Source organism: Chryseolinea soli, from assembly GCF_003589925.1.
Lineage (GTDB): Bacteria > Bacteroidota > Bacteroidia > Cytophagales > Cyclobacteriaceae > Chryseolinea > Chryseolinea soli.
The window spans coordinates 1797930-1813136 of record NZ_CP032382.1 but is presented as its reverse complement, the minus strand read 5'-3'; the positions used below and the strand labels follow the sequence as shown (position 1 = coordinate 1813136).

At 51.5% G+C, this 15207-nt stretch carries 13 protein-coding genes; 5 read left to right on the top strand and 8 right to left on the bottom strand.

The genetic code is table 11. The features are described 5' to 3' along the window. Positions 1 to 6: 6 nt before the first annotated feature. The gene (locus tag D4L85_RS07790) at positions 7 to 1434 is read left to right on the top strand and encodes a DEAD/DEAH box helicase (RefSeq protein WP_174236148.1); all 1428 of its coding nucleotides are present in this window, start codon (positions 7 to 9) and stop codon (positions 1432 to 1434) included. 86 nt (positions 1435 to 1520) lie between these two features. Here the strand turns inward: D4L85_RS07790 and D4L85_RS07785 are convergent, their stop codons facing one another. The 8 genes from D4L85_RS07785 to D4L85_RS07750 form a co-directional block, all read right to left on the bottom strand. Next, on the bottom strand, positions 1521 to 2075 hold the full coding sequence (locus D4L85_RS07785; protein ID WP_119753798.1) for a hypothetical protein: 555 nt from the start codon (positions 2073 to 2075) through the stop codon (positions 1521 to 1523). Between the two features lie 68 nt (positions 2076 to 2143). After that, positions 2144 to 2866 (bottom strand): LytR/AlgR family response regulator transcription factor, encoded by a 723-nt coding sequence (locus D4L85_RS07780; RefSeq protein WP_073142812.1) that lies wholly within the window; start codon positions 2864 to 2866, stop codon positions 2144 to 2146. Continuing rightward, positions 2844 to 3902 carry a sensor histidine kinase gene (locus D4L85_RS07775; RefSeq protein WP_228450805.1) on the bottom strand — a complete coding sequence of 353 codons (1059 nt, stop codon included), beginning with the start codon at positions 3900 to 3902 and terminating at the stop codon, positions 2844 to 2846. Before D4L85_RS07775 ends, D4L85_RS07780 begins: the two co-directional genes overlap by 23 nt. Before the next feature lie 66 nt (positions 3903 to 3968). Further along, entirely contained in the window at positions 3969 to 4217 is a 249-nt protein-coding gene (locus D4L85_RS07770) for a hypothetical protein (protein WP_119753796.1), read from the bottom strand. Between the two features lie 47 nt (positions 4218 to 4264). Then, a complete protein-coding gene (locus tag D4L85_RS07765; RefSeq protein ID WP_119753795.1) occupies positions 4265 to 5434 on the bottom strand; it encodes a MauE/DoxX family redox-associated membrane protein in 1170 nt (389 codons plus the stop codon). Positions 5435 to 5438: 4 nt separating this feature from the next. Beyond that, positions 5439 to 8288 carry an excinuclease ABC subunit UvrA gene (uvrA, locus tag D4L85_RS07760; RefSeq protein WP_119753794.1) on the bottom strand — a complete coding sequence of 950 codons (2850 nt, stop codon included), beginning with the start codon at positions 8286 to 8288 and terminating at the stop codon, positions 5439 to 5441. 208 nt (positions 8289 to 8496) lie between these two features. Further along, on the bottom strand, positions 8497 to 9369 hold the full coding sequence (locus D4L85_RS07755) for an aldo/keto reductase (protein ID WP_119753793.1): 873 nt from the start codon (positions 9367 to 9369) through the stop codon (positions 8497 to 8499). A 12-nt stretch (positions 9370 to 9381) separates the two neighbouring features. After that, positions 9382 to 10143, bottom strand: a complete 762-nt coding sequence (locus D4L85_RS07750; RefSeq protein WP_119753792.1) for an alpha/beta fold hydrolase — start codon at positions 10141 to 10143, stop codon at positions 9382 to 9384. 72 nt (positions 10144 to 10215) lie between these two features. Here D4L85_RS07750 and lysA point away from each other — a divergent pair, with 72 nt between their 5' ends. From lysA to D4L85_RS07730, 4 genes are all read left to right on the top strand, one after another. Next, positions 10216 to 11448 (top strand): diaminopimelate decarboxylase, encoded by a 1233-nt coding sequence (gene lysA, locus D4L85_RS07745; RefSeq protein WP_119753791.1) that lies wholly within the window; start codon positions 10216 to 10218, stop codon positions 11446 to 11448. Between the two features lie 87 nt (positions 11449 to 11535). Next, the gene (locus D4L85_RS35055; protein ID WP_119753790.1) at positions 11536 to 12033 is read left to right on the top strand and encodes a protein-disulfide reductase DsbD domain-containing protein; all 498 of its coding nucleotides are present in this window, start codon (positions 11536 to 11538) and stop codon (positions 12031 to 12033) included. Between the two features lie 283 nt (positions 12034 to 12316). Next, positions 12317 to 13672, top strand: a complete 1356-nt coding sequence (locus D4L85_RS35050; RefSeq protein ID WP_160143599.1) for a protein-disulfide reductase DsbD family protein — start codon at positions 12317 to 12319, stop codon at positions 13670 to 13672. Positions 13673 to 13892: 220 nt separating this feature from the next. Continuing rightward, positions 13893 to 15179, top strand: a complete 1287-nt coding sequence (locus D4L85_RS07730) for a M23 family metallopeptidase (RefSeq protein ID WP_119753788.1) — start codon at positions 13893 to 13895, stop codon at positions 15177 to 15179. Positions 15180 to 15207: the final 28 nt, after the last annotated feature.

The window sequence follows — 15207 nt, the reverse complement described above, 5'->3', positions numbered from 1 at the left end:
GCTAAAGTGTCAGCAATCCCAACTTTTGAAGGTTTTAATCTCAACAAACAGCTGCTCAACGCGGTGGCTGACCTGGGATTCTCAACACCCACAGAGATCCAACAGAAATGCATCCCGCTGGTCCTGGGCGGCCAGGAAGTGATTGGCATCGCGCAAACCGGCACCGGCAAAACGGCAGCCTACCTGTTGCCCGTCCTCATGAAAGTGAAGTATGCCCAAGGCGACGAACCCCGCGCCGTGATCCTCGCGCCCACCAAGGAGTTGACCATCCAGATCGCCGAGCACACCAAGGCGTTGGCAAAATATACCGACCTGCGCATTCTCCCGATCTATGGAGGCATCGGTCCCAAAACACAGATCGAAGAGATCCGCCAGGGCATCGACATCATCATCTCCACACCCGGTCGTTTTCTGGAGCTCTATCTCAAAGGCGAGCTGCCCACCAAGCAAATCAAATTCCTGGTCTTGGATGAAGCCGATCGCATGATGGATATGGGTTTTATGCACCAGCTGCGCAAGATCCTGGAGGTGGTGCCGCGCAAGCGACAAAACCTGTTGTTCTCCGCCACGTTTTCCGAGCGCGTGGAAAAATTGTCAGCTGAATTTTTAGAGTTCCCCATAAAGATCGAAGTCACCCCGCAAGCCACCACGGCAAAGCAGGTAGAGCAGGAGTTGTATCACGTCCCCAACATGCGCACGAAGATCAACTTCCTGGAGCGCTTGCTTCAGGATAAAGAAGCGTTCAACCGCGTCATGATCTTTACGCGCACCAAGGAAGTGGCCGATAGTGTTTTCAATTTCGTGGAAAGAAAGGGACTGGGTCCGGTGAAAGTGATCCACTCCAACAAAGGACAGAACAGCCGCATCAATGCGGTGAATGAATTTAAAGAAGGGTTATTGCGGGTATTGGTGTCGACCGATGTGACGGCGCGTGGGATCGATGTGGTGAAAGTGTCGCACGTGATCAACTTCGATGTGCCTCCTTTGCATGAAGATTACGTGCATCGCATCGGGCGAACGGGTCGCGCATTTCAGGAAGGCAAGGCCATCACGTTTGTGACCAAGTCGGAGTTGTATCACATCGAAAAGATAGAAGCCCTCATCCGTGAAAAAATTCCCGTCAAACAAATCCCGGAAGAAGTAGAGATCACGAAGACGCCCTACGAAGAGGCACAGGCCATGGCGTTGGATATCGACTGGCAAAAACGAAAAGAGAATCCTGATTTTAAAGGGGCGTTTCATGAGAAGAAGCGAACTCCTGAGCCGAAAAAGAAAGCAGCGCCCCGCGATAAAAAGAAGACGACACCGCCTGATAAAAAGAAGACGACAACGCCCGGTAAAAAGAAGGAAAATTCCTTCGAACTGTCGAAGGTGACATTTAAGAAAAAGAAGAAAGGAGTCGCTTTCGATAAGAAGAAAAAGAAGCCCGAGTAAAATTTCAGTACTTTTTTCTATGAATGAAGGACGTGAGCCGTCTTAGGAATCTTTCAAATTTCAGCGGCGAGATCAATGCTTGCGCATCACCTGTCTAACAAAATGGTTTCATTCCTTTCAAAGGCAGGATGGACGACCTTCAGTTCCCAATCCGGTAGAAGTCCGGTGATCTCACGCTTCGCATGCTCCATAAATTGGTAGTAGCCCAACGTCTCCTCTGAAATGCGAAACATCTGGCCATCCCGCAAAAAGACTTCAATACAGATTTGATCAATTGTAAGTCGGTCAGTTTTGTAGGCGATTATTTTCAGAACGTCGTCCCATCGATAGTTTAGCGGCCTACTTTCAATCTCTAGCGCAAATCCGTCGGCATGAAATGTGAAGATACCATCGTCCTCCAACATTGCTGCGATATCTTCTTCCATCATTTTCTGACCCCTTGGGCTACTGGGAGAGACGTATTCCTTGGTCATCAAATTGTAAATGGCTGACGCCAGGCCAGCGCCAAAAAGAAAAGTTCCTGTCCAAGCTTGCCACGAATTTTCCTTTATCAAAAGGAATACAGAAACCAAAGTCAGCGGCAGACCAAGGACAATCGTCAACCACTGGCTTCGTGAACTTTCACGAACTACTTTTTTCATTGAGTCGAACGGGTAAAGCGCCTCGTTGTTAAGGTGAACAACGAGGGTCTTAAAATAATCGAGTTGAATTACAAACTCATCATATCCTTAAACTTCGCCGCCTGCCGTCTGCTCACTTCCACTTTATCGCCTCCGCGAAGCTTCACCATCAGTCCACCGTTGAACCAAGGCTCGATGCCTTCCACCCAACTGAGGTTGACAATATGTTTCCGGCTGGCCCGGAAGAAAGCGCGCTCGTCCAATTTTTCATCCAACGCATTGAGCGACTTGTGGATCATCGGGCGGTTGCTGTCAAAATATACTTTGATATAGTTGCCATCGGATTCAAACAGGCGCACATTCGAAAGGCTCACAAACCAACAGCGGTCGCCGTCTTTCACAAACACCTGGTCGTTGAGCCCCAGCTTCTTTTCGGGGCCACGGATGGCGGCGTTCTTGGCGCGCTCTTTATCGGCCAGCTTGGCTACTGCTTCGGCAAGACGCTCCGGTTGAATGGGCTTTAACAGATAGTCGAGTGCATTCACTTCGAAAGCTTTCAAAGCAAACTCATCGTAGGCCGTGGTGAACACCACCAGGGGAACGGAGTCGAGCTCCTCCAGTAATTGAAAGCCCGTTTTTCCCGGCATCTGGATGTCGAGGAAAAGAAGGTCGGGATTGAGGTCGTTTACCAATTGGGTGGCCTCTTCGGCGTTCATGGCTTCGCCTACCACTTCAATCATGGGATGGTCTTCCAGCAACTTCATCAGTTCTTTGCGGGCCAAACGTTCGTCATCTACGATTAATGCTCTCATGGCTATTGATTTGAGGAATGATTATTTCAGTAAGTACAAAATTATCGTTTTCATTTACAATACGGAAGGAGGCTTCGTCTCCATAAATAAGTTTTAAACGCTGCACGGTGTTCTTCAAGCCCAGGCCCGACTTGCTGCGTTTGATCCCATTGATGAGGTGGCCGCTGTTGCGGATATGGATATTCAAGCGGTCGTCTGCAACAAAGGTCTTTAGCTGGATGATACCTCCCGGTGTCAGTTTAGAGATGCCGTGTTTGATGCCGTTCTCCACCAAGGTCTGGATCATCAGTGGCGGCACGCGAAACTTCGTCGAGTCCGGGTCGATGTCGAACTCTGTTTTCAGGCGTTCTTCAAACCGGATACTCTCCAGGCCCAGGTAGTCCTTCACCATCTTCAACTCGTCGTCAAAATTGGTAAGCCCCTTCTTGTCCGACGCCAACGAATTGCGCAGGATGTTGGAGAGCTGGTTGATGGCCTGCTTGGACTTGGATGGATTTTCGTCCACCAACGCCCGGATGCTGTTCAAGGCATTGAAGATAAAATGGGGGTTGAGCTGCGACTTCAGGTTGTTCAGTTCGATCTCGATCATGGAAGCCTCGTACTTCAGCGACTTGTTATAGCGTTCAAAATAGTGGTAGGTGAAATAGAACACCGTCCACAGAAAGAAAACGAAGATATAAAACACAGATTGTCCCAGGATCTGTTGAATATCGAGGGCATCCATGGGGTTAAACAGGCGGCCCAGCATGAGGTTCACCGGAATGCGCAGAAAATACACCAGCAGACCCATAATGAACAGGGCCACCGACACACTGGGCAGCAATTTATGCATGGGCAAATACAGCCACCGCCAGCGATTCAGCAGCACCCTGAACCCGTGGGTGACCCCCAGGCACAACAGCGCCTCGGCCAGGAGGAAGACCAGACGTTTAGCCGAAATTCCACCCGATGCCAGGTAGCTGCCCACGATTTGGACCAAGGCGTACAACAGCCACCCGCCAATCTGCATCGACCAATATACTCTGTGCTTGTTCACGCCTTATTAACCGTAAGGTAAAGTTACGTAAACCGCGCCACGGTTTCCGGTCTTTTATGTGGATGGTTAGAGGTATTTGAATTGGACCAGCCACAACAGCAACAGGCCGGTGCCGATAATAAGTGCCCAGGTGACGATGACCAGCCCCTTTTTGTAGGCGAGCAGCCGCGGCTCCATGGCCAGGCTGTTGAACACAAAGGCCGTCCCCGCGGCCATGTATAGCGATGCCTCCAGGGCGTCGTGCCGGGTGAGCTGATAGATGCCCACGGCAAAAAAAATGAATCCGAAAAGATATTGTCGAGTGCGTGCGTTCATAGTGGGGAGACAGGTTGCAAGCTACTGGCTTCCTGCAAAAATGCAAATCAGGGGTTGGTGTAATTAGGGTGACGAATAAGGTCGCATCCAAACGTCTGGAGTGCGTTCTGTGAAAGGGGCAACTGGCATTCCATAAACACCATTTTTCCTTCCGGGATCTCGTGTCTGCAAAATTGTCGCGCAATGCTGTTGAAGATCCTCGTCTCGGGATAGACCGGCACGTGAAGTTCGTTCATCGACCATGCATCGGCACCAATGATGCGACCGCCGGCCACACCGGGTAACGCCACCACATAGTTGTCGTAGCGGCCGTTCAATTTTTTTGCTTCCGTTTCTTCGATGGCGATAAAGAGGTGATGGGTCTTGCCGGCATACAGCGAGAACGATAAATAATGATCCCAACGGCCGGCCAGATTCAACAACGGCAGGACAAATAAAAGTACAAGCGAGCTCAACTGAAATGCGCGCCACACCTTCCCTTTTGGAAATGCGAAAAGTGTTTCCTCATTTCTCCAGAAAAGTAAAACAACGCCAGCCATCATCGCGACATTCCAGGGATACACCACATAGTTCTGGTCGATGCCCAGTGGACTTAAATACCACAGGATAAAAAGATGGGTGCCCAGTGCGACAACCACACCGGCCCGCCGGGTTTTAACAAAGACTAGGAGAAAGGCAATGCCGATCTCCACAGAAGGGATGACGTAACCAAAAATCCTATACCGTTCGGGAAGGGACATGCTAAACAAATGACGGAGCACATCCTGAAATGTTTTATCGATAAAATTCGGATTGATCTTATGCAGGCCGCTCCAGAAATAGCAAGCCACAAAGATCCATTGAAGATAACGCGAGACGAAGGTTGCATCTCCGGGTTGTTGTGGGAATGCAAAAGGAAGGAAGATGAGAAAATATAAATATACCCACGGCTGAAGCCGCATCTGGTCTTCGGCCACCAGCAGCAGGAGCGATGCCAACATGAGCGCGACGATCCATTGTTTTTTTGTGAACAGTAAGGCAACCAAAGAACCGATCAACACGATCAACAAGAAGCCATCGATGGGCTGCAACACGCTAAGAAAAATGGAATGTGCCGGCACGAGTGGAAACTGGCGATCGGAAACCCAAAGTTTAAAACTCAACCCGATGCCCAACAAAAATGAAAACGCAACGACACGCGTGAAAAGATCGGTCGGTTGCCTTTCGAAATTTTTCACGCGATCAGGCCTTCAATTCAAGCTTCAAAAACTTTCCGGTGTAGCTGGCCGGGTTCTTCGAAACTTCCTCCGGCGTTCCCAGGGCGATAACCCGTCCGCCTTTTTCACCGCCTTCAGGCCCCATGTCCACGATGTAGTCGGCCGATTTGATCACGTCCATGTTGTGTTCGATCACCAGCACGGTGTTGCCTTTGTCCACCAGCTTCTGAAGCACATCCAGCAAATGGGCGATGTCCTGGAAGTGGAGGCCGGTGGTGGGCTCGTCGAGGATGTAAAATGTTTTTCCGGTGTCGCGCTTCGAAAGTTCGGTCGCCAGTTTCACGCGTTGGGCTTCGCCACCCGAGAGCGTCGTGGCATGTTGTCCCAAGGAAATATAGCCGAGACCTACTTCGCTGAGGGTTTGAATTTTCCGGAGGATCTTCGGTTGATTTTCGAAAAACGTTACGGCCTCTTCCACGGTCATGTCCAGCACGTCGCTGATGGATTTTCCGCGGAAGCGAACCTCCAGCGTCTCGCGATTGTAGCGTTTGCCTTTGCAGGTTTCGCAGGGCACGTAGACGTCGGGAAGAAATTCCATTTCGATCAACCGCAAGCCCGCACCTTCGCAGGTCTCGCAGCGGCCACCCTTCACGTTGAAGGAGAAGCGACCGGTTTTATAGCCTCTGATTTTGGCCTCGGGCAATTGTGAGAACAAATCGCGGATGTCGGAGAACACGCCGGTGTAGGTAGCGGGATTCGAACGCGGTGTTCTGCCGATGGGCGACTGATCGACCTCGATCACTTTGTCGACCAACTCCAGTCCTTCTATTTTTTTATGCGCCAACGGTTCTGTGCGCGAATTGTAGAAATATTGATTGAGCAACGGGAACAATGTCTCGTGTATCAACGTGGATTTGCCGCTTCCCGAAACGCCGGTAATGCACGTGAGCGTGCCCAGCGGAATGGTGAGGTCCACATTTTTCAGGTTGTTGCCGCTCGCTTGGGTGAGCTTTATTTTTTGACCCGTGCCCTTGCGCCGTTCATGAAGGATCTGGATCTTGAGTTTGCCGTTCAGATACTTTGACGTGGAGCTGTTGCCTTTCAAGAATTCTTCCGGCACACCTTCTGCCACCACGTGGCCTCCATGCCGGCCCGCACCGGGTCCAATGTCGAGGATGTAGTCCGACTCCAGCATCATGTCCTTGTCGTGCTCCACCACCACCACGGAGTTGCCCAGGTCGCGAAGATCTTTCAGCGCTTTGATGAGCTTCACGTTGTCGCGCGCGTGCAAACCTATGCTGGGTTCGTCCAAAATATAAAGCACGCCTACCAGTTGCGTTCCAATTTGGGTGGCGAGGCGTATGCGTTGTGATTCACCACCACTCAACGTGCGGATGGGCCGGTTCAGGTTGAGATAGTCCAGGCCCACATCCAGCAGGAAGCCGATGCGCTTGCGGATCTCTTTCAGCACTTCCGTGGCGATCACGCGTTGCTTTTCGTTGAGACGTTTCTCCAAACCCTCGAACCATTTCTGCAGCGCGGTGATGTCCAGCATGGCGAGCTCGGCAATGTTCTTGTCGTCGATCTTGAAATGAAGCGATTCTTTTTTCAGACGCATGCCGTGGCAATCCGGACAGGTCTTCACGATCGTAAAATCCTCCACCCATTTCTTGATGGCCTCCGATCCTTCATCGCGCTGCTTTTCAAGGAAGCTGATGATGCCTTCGAACTTTGTGTTCCACTCCGTACCCGGATATTTTACCGACGACACCGCCACCGGCACGTCGTCGCCATAGAGCATGATTTGAATAACATCCTTGGGAATGTCTTTGATGGGCGTGCTCAACGTGGCCTTGTACCGCTTCAAAATGGATTCTATTTTTTTAAAGATCCAGATGTCGCGATACTCCCCCAACGGCAAAATGCCACCCCGGCTAATGCTGAGCGATTTGTCGGGAATGACCGAAGCTTCGGTGATCTCTTCGATCTGACCCAGACCGTTGCACGTGGGACAAGCGCCATAAGGCGAGTTGAATGAAAACGTATTAGGTGCGGGCTCGTCATAGGCCAGGCCGGTTTTCGGGTCCATGAGAAATTTGGAGAAGTGATGCACCTTTCCATTTTCTTCCATCACCATCATGATGCCTTTGCCTTCTTTGAGTGACTTGTTGATGGATTGCCCGATGCGCGCACGGTCTTTGTCGTCGCCCACAATGCGATCGACCACGATTTCGATGTCGTGAATTTTATAACGATCCACTTGCATCTTGGCGGTAATCTCCTGCACATCGCCATCGACGCGCACTTTGGTATAGCCCGACTTACGGATCTGTTGAAACAATTCGCGGTAGTGCCCCTTGCGTCCTTTAACGATCGGCGCCAGCAACACGAGCTTTTTGTTTTTGAAATGCGTCAGCAACGAATCCAGGATCTGGTCTTCCGACTGGCGCACCATCTTCTCGCCGTTGAGATACGAAAACGCTTCGCCGGCGCGGGCAAACAGCAGGCGCATAAAGTCATAGATCTCCGTGACGGTACCTACCGTGGAGCGCGGGTTGCGGGAAGTAGTTTTTTGTTCGATGGAAATGACGGGGCTCAGACCGTTGATCTTGTCCACGTCGGGGCGCTCCAGGTTGCCCATGAAGCTGCGCGCATAGGCCGAGAAGCTTTCCATGTAGCGGCGTTGCCCTTCGGCATAGATCGTGTCGAAGGCCAGCGACGATTTGCCGCTTCCGCTGATGCCGGTGATCACCACAAGCTTGTTGCGCGGAAAGCTGACGGAAATGTTTTTCAGGTTGTGTTCACGGGCACCGACAATCTCGATGACATCGTGGCCCGTAGAGTCAAATTTCTTTTTCGCTGCTGATTTGGCCATGAAGGGTATTAAAGAAGAATACAAAAATGTACGCCTTATTGTTGCAGTACAACTAAAAAATAAAATACATAAACTAAAAGAGAAACCGGGAACTAATCGAATAATTGACGCTTTCGCATAGCGAAAAGGTCAAGCTAAATTAAACGGATGAAACCAGCGAATGGTTCGAAAAAAGATAACGCAGTACCAATATAAATCCCTTTACCCTTTAAGGCATCTCCCGCCCCTGAACAGCCTTCAACATCTCAAACCAATCCTGTACATCCAGGTGAATGTCGGTGGCTTTCGCACTTTCTGCCACACGCTCGGGTTTGGTCGTGCCAATCACGGGAAAGATCGACGCCGGGTGGCGCAGCAACCACGCCAGCGAAAGCTGCGCCGGTGTTGCCTGGTAGGCCGGGGCCTTTGAAAAGATCTGCTCCAGGTGCTGATCCATCAGCGAACCTCCACCCAAAGGCGACCAGGCCATGGGTGCCACGCGGTGTTTCATGAGCACATCCACATGGCCATCGAACAAGGGACTGTGGTGGGTGATGGAAATTTCAAGCTGGTTGGTCACCAGCGGAAAGGACAAATAGCTTTGCAGCATTTCAAACTGCGAGGGTGTGAAGTTGGAAACGCCAAAGTGCAGCACCTTACCGCTTTGTCTGAGCAAAGAGAAAGCTTCGGCCACCGCTTCAGGATCCAGCAACGGATCGGGCCGGTGGATCAGCAGCAGGTCGAGCCGGTCGGTGCCCAACATCTTCAGCGAATTTTCGGCCGACCAAACGATGTGCTTCTTCGATGTATCGTAGTGCTTCACCCACGACTCGGGCCGTTTGGCCGACGGGAACTTGATGCCGCACTTCGACACGATCTCCATCTTCTGCCGCAACCCCGGATCTTGTTTCAGCACGCGGCCAAAGATCTCCTCGTTGCTGTGGTCGCCATAAATGTCGGCGTGGTCAAATGTGGTCATGCCCATGTCCAGGGCTTTATGAATAAGTTGGGCTACCGTTTCCACGGCGATGTTCCAGCGCCAGGCGCCGACGACGATGCGTGAAAAGATGGGGCCGTCTTTATGAAGGGCTTTGCGTTCCATGTAAAATTCGGGTTATGCGTTCAACCATTGCGTTACCACGTTCACAAACTCCTGGGGCTTTTCTGCCTGCACCCAGTGGCCGGTTTCCATGGTCTCGAGGCGGGCGTTGGGGAAGATGCTGGTGATCTTGGGCCAATCGGAGTCGGGCACATATTTCGAGCGGACGCCGCGGATAAAAAGCGTGGGTTTTTCAAACGTTCCCTGCACCTGAAGGTCCACCCCAATGTTGCTGAGCTGGGCGCTGATGAGGGGCAGGTTGATCTTCCACGAAAATCCACCCTCGGCCTTGCGCTGCAGATTTTTCAACAAAAATTGGCGCACGTCGGACTCGGGCACGTATTCGGCCAACTGGGCGTCGGCTTCGTTGCGCGAGGCGATGCTGTGGATGGGGATGGCGTTCAGTCCCTTCACGATCACATAGTGCTCCAGGTCGTAGAGCCGGGGAGAAATATCCACAACGATCAATTTCTCCAGCTTGTCGGGATGCGCCAGCGCAAAATTCATGGCCACTTTGCCCCCCATGGAGTGTCCGATGATCACCGGATTCTGAATGTTGTGCGTGTCGATAAATTCAGCCAGGTCGGCCACCATCGAGGGATAGTCGAAGGCTGTGCTGTGTGGCGACTGGCCATGATCGCGCTGGTCGACGGTGTATACTTTGAATTGGGTGGAGAAAAGTTTGGCCTGGGTTAGCCAGTTATCGCTGGAGCCGAACAGTCCGTGGAGGATAATGAGCGGCCGGCCTGCGCCGTATTCCCTAAAAAATAATTGCATGCGGCAAATTAAATAAGGGGAAAGCAGAATATAAGACCCCGTGCGGTATATTTGACACTTTTAATTTTACCAATGGAATTGTTAGACGGAACCTATTCGATCCAAGGCCTCCCCGTGCTGGACATCGCCCGGCAATTCGGCACACCACTCTATGTGTACGACGCCAACAAGATCGCCGACCAGATCAAAAGTCTGCGGAACGCTTTTTCGGGAACGGACGTGAATATTAAATACGCCGCCAAGGCCCTCACCAACCTTTCCATTTTAAAATTGATCCGGAAAAATGGAGCCGGCATCGAAGTGGTCTCCCTCCAGGAAGCCCACATCGCCCTCAAGGCAGGCTTCACCCCATACGAAATCGTTTTCACGCCCAGCGGCGTCGACTTTAGCGAGATCGCGGAAGGCGTGAGCATGGGGCTGGGCATCAACCTCGACAACCTGTCGTCGCTTCAAAAGTTTGGTGAGAAGTACAAGGGCACATATCCCTGTGGCATCCGCCTCAACCCCCACATTCTGGCGGGTGGTAACTACAAGATCTCCACCGGCCACAGCAACTCCAAGTTTGGTATTTCGGTCTTCCAGCTTCCGCAGATCCGCGAGGTGGTGGATAAATACGGCATACAAATTCACGGTCTCCACGTCCACACCGGTTCGGAGATCACGGAAACGGATATCTTCCTGAAAATGGCCGAGATCCTTTTCAGCGTAGCCAACGATTTTCCCGATCTCAAGTTCATCGACTTTGGCAGCGGGTTCAAAGTGGCCTACAAGGAAGGCGACATGGTCACGAACGTATACGACGTGGGCTTGAAGCTCACCAAAATATTCACCGACTTCTGCCAGCACTACGGACGCAAACTGGAGCTGTGGATAGAGCCCGGAAAATATATCGTCAGCGAATCCGGAACACTTTTGGTGACAGCCAACATCGTGAAGTCCACCCCCACCGTCACGTTTGTGGGTGTGAACTCGGGACTCAACCACCTCATCCGGCCCATGATGTACGATTCCTACCACCACATTCTCAACGTCTCCAATCCGAAGGGTGGCAACAAAGTCTATACCGTAGTGGGCTATATCTGCGAAACCGACACGTTTGGGGCCGATCGCAAGCTCAACGAGGTTCGCGAAGGCGATGTCCTGGCCTTGAAAAACGCAGGCGCCTACGGTTTTTCCATGTCGTCCAACTACAATTCGCGGCTCCGCCCGGCCGAAGTGCTGGTCATCAACGGCGAGGCCAAACTGATTCGCGAACGCGAAACGCTGGACGATATCCTGAAACACCAGGTGGAAATAGACGTGTAGAATTGTCGCCTGGAATACCTTTACACGAGTGGCATCAACTTTTTTGAGAAACCGTTCGTTATTTTAGCACTTCGAAAATCTGATCCCATGTTGAAACGGTTCGCATTCAGCCTCATTTTTAGTGTTTTCCTGCTCGGCGTGAGCCAGGCGCAGCTTTTGCAGCCCGCCAAGCTCACCGTGGAAACACCCACCAAACCGGTAGCGGTCGGCGACGAGATCGAATTGGTTTTTAAAGCCACCATCGATAAAGACTGGTACCTCTATTCTGTCGGGTTCGATGAGGATTGCGGTCCGATACCCATGAGCGTGACGCTGGAGAAACATCCCAGCTTCAGTTTAGTCGGCGGCCTCCGGGGCGTAGGCGACCACACCAAACACGACAAGCAATTCGATTGCGATGTGAAGATCTTTGAGGGCACGGGCGAGTTTCGTCAAAAGATCAAAGTGCTGTCGGCAAACTTGAAGATCAGCGCCAGCTATGAAGGGCAATCCTGCTCGACAGCAGAAGGGAAATGCGTTCCCATCATGGGCGATTTGCAGGTGGGACCGGTAAAGGTAACGGGCGAAAAAAAAAAACTCCGGTGAAAAATCCGCCAACCCCGCACCGGCAAAGATAAAAACCGAAGCTCAGGTATCTTCTCCGGAGCCAGCGACTTTCGAAGCAATCCCCGCCACAACAAAAGTCGACTCAGCTGCCAACGCCACCGTTGGCAATGCATCGCCGGCAAAAACCTACGGCAAAAACAAAGGCCCCCAATTAGATCCTTCGCTGATCAAAGACGATCCGTCAAAAAATTCTTTTCTGGGCTTTTTCCTGTTGTCGTTTGTAGCGGGACTAGTAGCGTTGCTAACGCCCTGTGTTTTCCCGATGATGCCGATGACGGTGAGCTTCTTCACCGGCGGAGGCAAAACAAAAATGCACGCCATCGTCTACGGACTTTCCATTGTTGCCATTTATACCGTGATCGGTCTGGCCGTCGCGCCCCTCATGGGTCCTGAAACCGCCAACCACCTCTCAACGGAGTGGCTACCCAATATCATTTTCTTTGCCGTGTTCATCGTGTTTGGCCTTTCCTTTTTGGGATTGTTTGAAATCACATTACCCGGCACGTTCATCAACAAGATGGATCAGAAATCAGAAAAAGGCGGCTGGGTTGGTATTTTCTTCATGGCGTTTACACTGGTGCTGGTGTCGTTCTCTTGCACGGGTCCATTGGTAGGCAGCATCCTGGTGTCGTCGGCCGGTGGCGAGGTTCTCAAACCCGTGATTGGCATGGCCGGATTCTCGCTCGCATTTGCCATTCCGTTTACGCTCTTTGCCTTCTTTCCAGGCTGGCTAAGTACACTGCCCAAATCGGGCGGCTGGCTTAATGCCGTAAAAGTGGTGTTGGGTTTTATTGAAATCGGCCTGGCGTTTAAATTCCTCAGCATCGCCGACCAGGCGTTTCATTGGAGAATACTGGACCGGGAAGTGAACATTGCCATTTGGATCGTCGTCATTGCTTTGCTCGGTCTATATCTTATGAAAGCTTTCCGCCTTCCGGGCGACACGGGCAAAGACGCTGAAGACAAACGGGTGAGCGTTCCCCGTCTGGTATTGGCCATGGCGTCCTTCACCTTTTTGGTTTATCTCATTCCGGGCATGTGGGGTGCGCCCCTGAAAGCCCTCGCCGGATATTTGCCCCCGCTCTATACCCATGACTTTGATTTGATCTCGCGCAATACCCCGGCAAACCAGATCTGTGACGAGCCCAAGTATGCCGAGTTCCTCCACCTGCCCCACGGTTTGCAGGGCTATTTTGACTACGACCAGGCCCTGGCCTGCGCCCGTCAACAGAAAAAACCTCTTTTTATAGATTTTACGGGTCACGGATGCACCAATTGCCGCGAAATGGAGGCCGTGGTCTGGTCCGACCCCGAGGTATTGAAAAGACTCCAAAACGACTTCGTGGTCGTCGCCTTATACATAGACGACAAAACCGAACTCCCCGAGTCGCAGTGGTACACCTCTAAATATGACAACAAAGTGAAAAAGACGATCGGCAAGCAAAATGCTGATCTTCAAATCGCAAACCTCAACAACAATGCGCAGCCTTTCTACATCCTGGAGGGTAACGATGAAAAAGTATTGGTGTCGCCCTACGGGTATAAAAAGGATGTAAAGGAGTTCGTGAAGTTCCTGGACAGCGCCAAGAAGAAATTCTCGGAGCTGGCATCAAAATGATGTTTTAACTCCTAATTCGCACATTCCAGTCCTGGGTTTATTTCTGCACAATGCCCAGATCCAGAAGGGTTAAGACCCCTTCAGTGAGATTTTTAATTCTCAAACAAACCCTTATATTTGAATTACAAGGTGTTTCTTACATCGCGTAGGTCAATTTTTTAAACTTTGTATCTTTGTCACTCTATTTTTTAATGCCGAAAGGCCAAAAGACAAGACCCTCATGCAAAAAAAACGCTGGTTTGGATTTTTAGTCATTGCCCTGCTCGCCGTAGCAGTCGTGCTCGTCAACAAGTATTACCTTCCTACTTTGGTCGAAACGGAAGTCGCTAAAGCCGACACCGTGCAACAGGCCGTTGTAAAAGAACCCAGCATCCTCTACGGGATGGTGGTGGACAACTACACCGTTATTGAAGACAAGATCAAACGCAACGAGCGCCTGGGCGACATCCTCACGGCCTACAACGTACCCGCTAAGCTGATCCACCAGGTATCGCTGATTTCGCGCAGCATTTTCGATGTGCGCAAGATCGCCCCCAACAAGAAATATACACTGCTCTGCAACCAGGACTCGGCCAAAACGGCGCAAGTGCTGGTATACGAACCCAACCCCATCGAATACATCATCTTCCGTTTTGGCGACTCGCTGAAGGTAGATGTGCACAAACGCGATGTGGTGATCGTCGAAAAAAATGTTGCCGGCGAGATCCGCTCCAACCTGAGCGAGACCATCGAAGAACTGGGCATCTCCCACGAACTCACCAATAAATTTGTCGACATCTTCGGATGGCAGGTAGATTTCCAGCGCCTGCAAAAAGGCGACAAGTTCAAACTCATTTATGAAGAAGCGCAAGTAGAAGGACAATCCGTAGGCATCAAGCAAATCAACGGCATTTACTTCGAACACTTTGGCAGCCCCTACTATGCAGTCCCTTTCGATCAGGGCGACGGCGTTGACTACTTCGACGATCAAGGCAGAAGCACCCGCAAGGCATTGTTGAAATATCCCATCGAATTCACACGCATCAGCTCACGCTACACCATGAGCCGTTTCCATCCCGTGCAAAAGCGCTGGAAGGCACACTTGGGCACCGATTTCGCCGCTCCTGTGGGCACGCCTATCCGTACCGTGGGCGATGGCATCGTGGAAGAAGCGCAATACAAATCCAACAACGGCAACTACGTGAAAGTGCGCCATAACGGCACCTATACCACACAATACCTCCACATGTCGCGCATCGCCGACGGCGTTCGCGCCGGCACGCGGGTGAGACAAGGCCAGACCATCGGCTATGTGGGCAGCACAGGCTTGGCCACCGGCCCGCACCTCTGCTATCGCTTCTGGCGCAACGGTGTGCAAGTAGACGCCCTGCGCGTTGAGCTTCCCCCTTCCGAACCGGTGAAGAAAGACCATGTGGCCGACTTCAACAAGGTGAAGGATGATCTCATCAAGAAGCTGGAGGCCATTCCGTTCCCTGAACAGAAGCAGGATCCGATCGCTTCACTTTAATTCTTTTTCGTCTCATTTCTTTTATTTG

Coding starts and splice junctions, on each gene's coding strand:
- D4L85_RS07785 (WP_119753798.1), bottom strand. CDS start 2,075: ATGAAAAAAGTAGTTCGTGAAAGTTCACGAAGCCAGTGGTTGACGATT.
- D4L85_RS35055 (WP_119753790.1), top strand. CDS start 11,536: ATGTTGAAACGGTTCGCATTCAGCCTCATTTTTAGTGTTTTCCTGCTC.
- uvrA (WP_119753794.1), bottom strand. CDS start 8,288: ATGGCCAAATCAGCAGCGAAAAAGAAATTTGACTCTACGGGCCACGAT.
- D4L85_RS07780 (WP_073142812.1), bottom strand. CDS start 2,866: ATGAGAGCATTAATCGTAGATGACGAACGTTTGGCCCGCAAAGAACTG.
- D4L85_RS07730 (WP_119753788.1), top strand. CDS start 13,893: ATGCAAAAAAAACGCTGGTTTGGATTTTTAGTCATTGCCCTGCTCGCC.
- D4L85_RS35050 (WP_160143599.1), top strand. CDS start 12,317: ATGATGCCGATGACGGTGAGCTTCTTCACCGGCGGAGGCAAAACAAAA.
- lysA (WP_119753791.1), top strand. CDS start 10,216: ATGGAATTGTTAGACGGAACCTATTCGATCCAAGGCCTCCCCGTGCTG.
- D4L85_RS07770 (WP_119753796.1), bottom strand. CDS start 4,217: ATGAACGCACGCACTCGACAATATCTTTTCGGATTCATTTTTTTTGCC.
- D4L85_RS07750 (WP_119753792.1), bottom strand. CDS start 10,143: ATGCAATTATTTTTTAGGGAATACGGCGCAGGCCGGCCGCTCATTATC.
- D4L85_RS07755 (WP_119753793.1), bottom strand. CDS start 9,369: ATGGAACGCAAAGCCCTTCATAAAGACGGCCCCATCTTTTCACGCATC.